The 7,839-nt window shown below is 60.3% G+C and carries 4 protein-coding genes; 3 read left to right on the plus strand and 1 reads right to left on the minus strand.

Going from position 1 to position 7,839, the window contains the following annotated elements:
• Positions 1–3 precede the first annotated feature (3 nt).
• The 3 genes from AAAU26_RS03305 to AAAU26_RS03315 all read left to right on the plus strand — a co-directional run bounded on the left by AAAU26_RS03305 (position 4) and on the right by AAAU26_RS03315 (position 6,546).
• Positions 4–1,116, plus strand: coding sequence for a M50 family metallopeptidase (locus tag AAAU26_RS03305; protein ID WP_227618282.1), 1,113 nt, complete (start codon positions 4–6; stop codon positions 1,114–1,116).
• Positions 1,117–1,129: 13 nt separating this feature from the next.
• Complete coding sequence (gene ispG, locus AAAU26_RS03310) at positions 1,130–2,176, plus strand: flavodoxin-dependent (E)-4-hydroxy-3-methylbut-2-enyl-diphosphate synthase (RefSeq protein ID WP_227618281.1); 1,047 nt, start codon at positions 1,130–1,132, stop codon at positions 2,174–2,176.
• Between the two features lie 80 nt (positions 2,177–2,256).
• Positions 2,257–6,546, plus strand: coding sequence for a PolC-type DNA polymerase III (locus AAAU26_RS03315; RefSeq protein ID WP_227618280.1), 4,290 nt, complete (start codon positions 2,257–2,259; stop codon positions 6,544–6,546).
• Positions 6,547–6,636: 90 nt separating this feature from the next.
• On the opposite strand, the gene AAAU26_RS03320 is transcribed toward AAAU26_RS03315, so the two are convergent.
• Positions 6,637–7,839, minus strand: a 1,203-nt coding sequence (locus AAAU26_RS03320) for a DAK2 domain-containing protein (protein WP_227618279.1), incomplete at its 5' end; no start/stop codon positions are given.

Consider the following 7,839-nt stretch of genomic DNA (forward strand, 5'->3'; position numbering starts at 1 on the left):
ATAATGTCAGTTTTCATCACCTTTGTTGCTGCGCTGCTCATCTTCGGCGCGGTCATCGCTATCCACGAGTTCGGCCATTTTGCAGTGGCAAAGCTCTGCGGGGTCCAGGTCAACGAGTTTTCCATTGGCATGGGTCCGACCCTCATCAAGACCTATCGCAAAGGCACGCAGTATACCCTGCGGCTCCTGCCCGTAGGCGGCTTTGTGGCGCTGGAAGGGGAGGAGAGCCCTGAGAGCGAACAGGCCGAGGGTGGAAGCGGGGACGATGACGGCCCGGACATCCCGCCGGAGGTGCTGGCGCAGCGGACAGGCAAGCCGCTGAACAAGGCGGCTGTCTGGCAGCGGATGCTGGTGATGGCGGCAGGCGCGGTGATGAACTTCGTGCTGGGCTTCGTGGTGCTGCTGCTCCTCATCTCACTGCGCAGTGAGCCGATCACCAGCAAAGTCATCTATGCCGTGGAGGACAACGCCCTCTGTGGCCAGACCGGCCTGCAGGCCGGCGACGAGATCGTGGCCGTCAACGGTCGGCACTGCTTCGTGGCCAACGATATGCTCTACGAGCTTATGCGCACCGAGAGCTACCGCGCAGACTTCACCGTCCGCCGGGACGGCAAGCTCGTGGAGCTGCCGGACGTCCAGTTCGACACCTGGCAGGATGAGCAGGGCCAGACCCACATGACACTGGGCTTCACAGTCTACGGCCTTAAAAAAACACCGCAGAACGTCCTGAAAGAGTCGGCCAACAGCGTCATCTACTATGGACGCATCATCTATACTTCGCTGGCCGACCTTCTGCGGGGCCGCGAGAGCATCAACGACCTGTCCGGCCCGGTGGGCATCGTGACCGCCATCGGTCAGGCCGCAAGCTACGGCTGGGAGGATGTGGCTGAGCTGCTGGCGCTCATCACCATCAACCTCGGCGTCCTCAATCTGCTGCCGTTCCCGGCGCTGGACGGCGGCAAGATCGTATTCCTGCTCATCGAGGCAGTCACCGGCCATGCAGTGCCGGAAAAAATCCAGAGCAGTCTGACCGTCGCAGCCTTTGCGCTGCTGTTCGGCCTGATGCTCTTTGCAACGTACAATGACATCGTCCGGCTCGTGACCGGAGCAATTTGAAAGGGGTAAAACCATGCGGCAGCTGAAACGTGAAGTGAAGATCGGAAATGTGACCATCGGCGGCAAGAATCCCATTGCCGTGCAGACCATGCTGAACGTCCCGGTGGAAGACATCGAGGGCAATGTGGCGCAGGCAAAGCGCTGTGAAGCGGCAGGCTGTCAGATTTTGCGCGTGACCTGTCCCAGTGCGGCAGACGCCAGGTGCATCGAGGCTGTCAAGAACGCCGTGAATATCCCCATTGTGGCAGACATCCACTTCGACTACAAGGCTGCCATTGCCTGCGCCGATGTGGGCGTGGATAAGATCCGCATCAACCCGGGCAACATCGGCGACGATGACCGCGTGAAGGCGGTCGTGGATGCCTGCCAGCAGAAAAATATCCCCATCCGCATCGGCGTCAACGGCGGCAGTCTGGAAAAGCACATTCTCGCCAAGTACGGCGCACCTGTGCCGGAAGCGATGGTGGAGAGCGCTCTGTACCATGTCCGCCTGCTGGAAAAGTTCGACTTCAACAACATCGTCATCTCCATCAAGAATTCCAACGTCCCCCGCATGATGGAGGCATACCGCCAGCTCAGCGCTGTGACCGACTACCCGCTCCATGTGGGCGTCACTGAGGCCGGCACTTACCAGATGGGCCTGCTCAAGAGCGGCATGGGCATCGGTGGGATGCTGCTGGAGGGTATCGGCGACACCATCCGTGTCTCGCTGGCTGCTGACCCTGAGAAGGAAGTGGAAGCAGGCTACAATATCCTGCGCGCTGTCGGCTTCCCGGTGGCCGGCCCGGAGGTTATCACCTGCCCGACCTGCGGCCGCACCCAGTACCCCTGCACTGAAATCGCAAATGAGGTGGAGCGGCGGCTTCAGGGTTGCAAAAAGTCCATCAAGGTGGCTGTCATGGGCTGTGTCGTCAACGGTCCCGGCGAGGCCCGTGAGGCTGACATCGGCATTGCCGGCGGAAAGGGCGAGGCAGTACTGTTCGTCCACGGCAACCCCGTCAAGAAGCTGACGGGGGATAATATCCTCGACCAGTTCATGGAGGAGATCTATAAGCTGTAAGCTCAAGAACAACCTGCTGCCACGCCCTTCTCCAGGGCGCGGCAGTTTGTGCTGTTATCTGATAGAAAAGGAGTACCACTGTGACACCACTTGTTTCCCAGCTATGGCCGCAGTTTATGGCGGACCCGGACTTTGCGGCCTGTTTTGGCCGCGTGGTCGTCGAGCACGCCCAGATGCTGCGGCAGGAGCGGCAGGTCATCTTTACGCTGCGCAGTTCTGCCCCGCTGGACAAGGGGCTGTGCGCCCGGCTGCTGGCCTCGCTGGCACCGGATTACGAGGGCTTCGAGCTCCGCATCAACAATCTTTTCGGCTATGCGACGCTGGATGAAGCCGGTCTGCGGGAAATGATGGAGGAGATGAAACGGGATGGTGTCCCCATCAACGGTTTCCTCGACCGCTGCCGCATCATCATCACCGGCCAGAACATCACCATCGGCGTCTGCCACGGCACGAAGTTTTTGCAGGAGATGCAGTTCGAGCGCCTGCTGGCGGAGCGCATCGCCGCCCACACCGGCGTAAAGCCAAAAGTGACGCTGGAAAGCAGCGTGGGCGAAGCCGAACAGCGCCAGATGGAAGAAAAGCTCGAGCGGAAAATTGCGCCGCCTGTCGTCAAGTTCGAGAAAAAGAACACTGCCCCCTCCATCAAGGTGGAGGGCCTCGACCTCACGGACAAGCCCGTCACCATCTTCCACGGCAAGATGTTCACCCCGAAAAACCTCACCCCCCTCAAGGATTTGGGCGGCGAGGGCGGCAAGTGTATGATTTGGGGCGACGTCTTCTTCACCGAAGTGAAGGGCAACTTCCGCAAGATATACACTGTCTCCATCACCGATTACACCGGCTCCATCAACCTGAAGATCCGTGCGCAGGAAGGGGAGGACTGCTCCAAGTGGGAGTCCATCCCCAAGGGTACGACGGTCGTGGTGCGCGGCGACTGCTCCTACGATAAGTACGAGCACGACTATATCGTCTGGCCCTACGACGTCCTCTTTGTCGAGCGCAAAAAGCGGGAGGACAACGCCCCCGTCAAGCGGGTGGAGCTGCATCTGCATACCAAGCTGTCCAGCATGGACGCCTTCTGCGACCCCGGCGGCATCGTCAAGCTGGCCCACCGGATGGGCCACCCGGCCATTGCCATCACCGACCACGGTGTCTGTCAGGGCTACCCCGAGGCTATGCTGGCTGCAGACGCCATCCACAAGACAGACCCGGACTTCAAGCTCATCTACGGCTGTGAGGCCTACTTTGTCGATGACATGATACCCTGTGTCTACGGCGTGAAAGACGAGCCGCTGAACGGTGAGTTCTGCGTCTTCGACACTGAGACGACGGGCCTCGACCCCGGCGTGGAGTACCTGACAGAGATCGGCGCGGTCATCGTGCGGAACGGGGAAGTGGTGGAAGAATTCGATACCTTCGTAAAACCCGGAAAGGCCATCACCTCCAAGATCACCGAGCTGACCGGCATCACCAACGAGATGGTGGCTGACGCCCCCAGCGAGGCCGAGGCGCTGAGAGCCTTCCTCGACTTTGTAGATGGCCGCATCCTTGTGGCTCACAATGCCCACTCCTTCGACATCCGGTTCCTTCGCGCCGCCGCCAAGCGGAGCGGCATCGAGTTTGAGCCGACCTATATCGATACCCTGACCATGGCTCAGGCCATGTACCCCGGCCTCCACAACTACAAGCAGGGGACCATCAACAAGCATCTGGAGCTGCCCGCCTACGAGGCCCACCGCGCCTGCGAGGACTCTGCCGCACTGGGCCGCATCTTCTGCGTCATGCTGAAAGATCTGGAGGAAAAGCAGGTCACCGCCGTCAGCGGCATCAACACCGGCCTCGGCGGAAACCGCGAGGTGCTGAAAAAGAAGTACTATCACCTCATCATCCTCGTACGCAACCAGATGGGCCTGAAAAACCTCTATAAAATCGTCAGCGAGGCCCATGTCAACTACTTTTTCAAGAAGCCCCGCGTTCCCCGCAGCCTTCTGAACAAGTATCGGGACGGCCTTATCCTCACTTCTGCCTGTGAAGCAGGAGAACTTTACAGGGCTGTCGTAGAGGGCCGCTCTTACGAAGAACTGAAGAAAATTGCATCGTACTACGATGTTTTGGAGGTCCAGCCCCTGGGCAACAACGCCTATATGGTGCGGGAGGGCAAGGTGGAGAGCGAAGAGGTCATCAAGGACTTCAACCGCACCGTCATCAAGCTGGGCGAAGACCTGCACAAGCCCGTCATCGCCACCGGCGACGTCCATTTCACCGAGCCGGAGGACGCCATCTACCGTTCTGTCCTGCAGGCGGGCAACGGCTTCAAGGACGCGGACAACCAGCCGCCCCTGTTCTACCGCACCACCGAGGATATGCTGAACCAGTTCAGCTACCTGCCCAAGGAAAAGGCCTACGAGATCGTCGTGACCAATCCCCGCAAGATAGCGGCCAGCATCGACGGCAACGTCCGCGCCATCCCGCGCGGCACCTACCCGCCCAGCATCGAGGGCGCAGAACAGCAGCTCCGGGATGCGACCTGGGAACACGCCAAGCGGGACTATGGCGACCCTCTGCCCGAGATCGTGGAGAAGCGCCTGCAAAAAGAGTTGGACTCCATCTGCGGCCACGGCTACGCCGTCCTGTACGTCATCGCGGTCAAACTGGTGGCCTACTCCAACGCGGGCGGCTATCAGGTGGGCAGTCGTGGTTCGGTCGGCTCGTCAGCTGTGGCCCATTTCTCCGGAATCTCGGAGGTCAACAGTCTGCCGCCCCACTACCGCTGCCCCAAGTGCAAGTACAGCGAGTTCATCACCGATGGCAGCGTGGACGACGGCTTCGACCTGCCCGACAAGAACTGCCCCCACTGCGGCACCCGGATGCTGGTGGACGGCCACGACATTCCTTTCGAGACCTTCCTTGGTTTCTACGGCGACAAGGAGCCTGATATTGACCTGAACTTCTCGGGTGAGTACCAGTCCAACGTCCACCGCTACACGGAGGAGCTGTTCGGCAAGGCCAACGTGTTCAAGGCCGGCACCGTCTCCGGTATTCAGGACAAGACGGCCTACGGTTACGTCAAAAAATATCTGGATGAGCGGGGGAGAACGGTCAACCACGCGGAAGAAAACCGCCTGACGCTGGGCTGCACCGGCGTCAAGCGTACCACCGGCCAGCATCCCGGCGGCATGGTCGTCGTGCCGGATACCTACGAGATCTACGACTTCTGCCCCATCCAGCACCCGGCGGACGATGTGGCGGGCGGTCTGCTGACCACCCACTTCGAGTTCAAGTACCTCCACGACACCCTGCTCAAGCTGGACGAGCTGGGCCACGATATGCCCACCTTCTACAAGTATTTCGAGGAGTACACCGGCATCCCCGTGGACAGCATCCCCATGAATGACCCCAAGGTCTACAGCCTGCTCACCAGCCCGGAAGAGCTGGGTGTGACGCCGGAGCAAATCGACAGCCAGACCGGCACCTTCGGCATCCCTGAGATGGGCACCAACTTCGTTCGCGGTATGCTGGTGGAGGCCCGTCCCAAGAATTTCTCCGAGCTTATCCAGATCTCGGGCCTGTCCCACGGCACCGACGTCTGGACCGGCAACGCCGACGAGCTCATCCGCAGCGGCACCTGTACCATCGCGGAGGTCATCGGCTGCCGTGACAGTATCATGCTCTATCTGCTGCGCAAGGGCCTCGAGCCGAAGATGGCCTTCGATATTATGGAGGCCGTCCGTAAGGGCAAGGTGGCCAAGGGCGGCTTTGCGCCCGGCTGGGAAGAGGCCATGCGGGAGCACGATGTGCCGGACTGGTACATCGAGAGCTGCCGCAAGATAAAATATATGTTCCCGAAAGCCCATGCGGTGGCCTACCTGATGTCGGCCATCCGCCTCATGTGGTTCAAGCTCTACCACCCGCAGGCGTTCTATGCGGTGTACTTCACCGTCCGCGGCGATGACATCGACTATGAAGCCGCTGTGGGCGGTGCGGCGGTGGCCCGCGCCCACATGAACGAGGTGAAGCGCCGCCTCAAGGAAGAGAAGAACGCCAAGGATGAAGATGTGCTCGTCTCGCTCCAGCTGGTCAACGAGATGCTGGTGCGCGGCTACGAGTTCCTGCCCATCGAACTGGGCAAGAGCCGGGGCTCCAAGTATGTGGTGGAGGACGGCAAGGTACGCCTGCCCTTCTGCTCCTTGAAGGGTCTGGGCGGTGCCGCCGCCGATGCGCTGGAAAATGTGACCATCCACGGCGAAGAGTATCTCTCCATCGAGGAACTGCAGCAGGCCTCCGGCGTTGGCAGCAGCATCATCGACCGCCTGCGTCAGGTGGGCGCTCTGGGTGAGCTGCCGGAAAGCAGTCAGGTGAGCTTCTTCTAAAATTGCAGCAAAAAACGACCTCTGCAGCCGGATGGACCGGAAGCAGAGGTCGTTTTGTTATACGATTGAGTTTTTGAACAGGGGAGAGGCTTACTCCACGCTGATCATATAGTAGTAGACCGGCTGACCGCCGCGGATGTGGCTGACCTCAACATGGTTGGGGCATTTTGCCTTGACGATCTCGGTCACCTTCTCAGCATCCTCGTCGGAGACGTCGCAGCCGGAGATGATGGTGACGAAGCTGGAATCCTTCTTGCACATACCGCGGGCCAGACGATAGGTGGCCTTGGTGATGTCGTTGGAGGTGGAGACGATCTTGCCGTTCTCCAGGGCCATGATCTCGCCCTTCCTGATGCGCTTGCCGTCGTACTCGCTGTCGCGGGCGGCGTAGGTGATGAGGCCGGTGGAGACCTTATCGGCAGCAGACATCATGTTGATGGTGTTGGCCTCCACGGTGGCAGAGGGGTCGAAGTTCAGCAGAGCGGTGATGCCCATGGGGACGGTACGGGTGGGCAGGACGACCACCTGACGGTCAGCCAGCTTCTGGGCCTGCTCAGCAGCCATGATGATGTTCTTGTTGTTGGGCAGAACAAAGACGGTCTTGGCCGGGACGCTCTGGATGGCGGCAAGGATGTCCTCGGTGGCGGGGTTCATGGTCTGACCGCCGGAGACGACAGCGTCAGCGGCCAGGTCGGTGAAGACAGCCTTCAGGCCCTCACCGGCGGCGACAGCAACGAAGCCATAGTCGCGGCTGGGGTCAACGGCAGCGTAGATGAACTCGCTGGCGGGGTCGGGCTTCTTCTCGGCGGAAGCCTGCTTCTCGAGGCTCTTGCCCTGCTTCTGGCGGGCCAGGAACTGCTCGTGCATATTCTCGATCTTGAAGTTGGTCAGGTAGCCGTACTTGATGGCCTCGCTCAGGATCTTGCCGGGGTCGGCGGTGTGGACATGGAGGTTGATGACGTCATCGTCCTCAATGCAGACGACACTGTCGCCGTTGGACTCGGCGAAGGCGCGCATCTTTGCGGCGCTTGCACCCTCGTTCTTATTGATGAGGAACTGGGTGCAGTAGCCGTTCTTGATGTCCTCGACCTTCATCAGGTCGTCGGTGAAGACGCCCTTGCCGGCGTTTTCGGTGGAGAGCTTGGCCTTGTTGGGGACAGCCTCGCCGCCGGCCACGATGGCCTCGCCGTGGAAGACCTTGCCCATACCCTCGAAGATGATCATGATGCCCTGACCGCCGGCTTCTATTGTACCACAGTTGACAGGGATTTGCACCCCGCCGGGAAATAAAAA

Source organism: Faecalibacterium longum, from assembly GCF_040094125.1.
GTDB lineage: Bacteria > Bacillota > Clostridia > Oscillospirales > Ruminococcaceae > Faecalibacterium > Faecalibacterium longum.

What these genes read in the sequence shown, in the direction of transcription:
- AAAU26_RS03305 (WP_227618282.1), top strand. Translation starts at nt 4, where the DNA reads ATGTCAGTTTTCATCACCTTTGTTGCTGCGCTGCTCATCTTCGGCGCG.
- ispG (WP_227618281.1), top strand. Translation starts at nt 1,130, where the DNA reads ATGCGGCAGCTGAAACGTGAAGTGAAGATCGGAAATGTGACCATCGGC.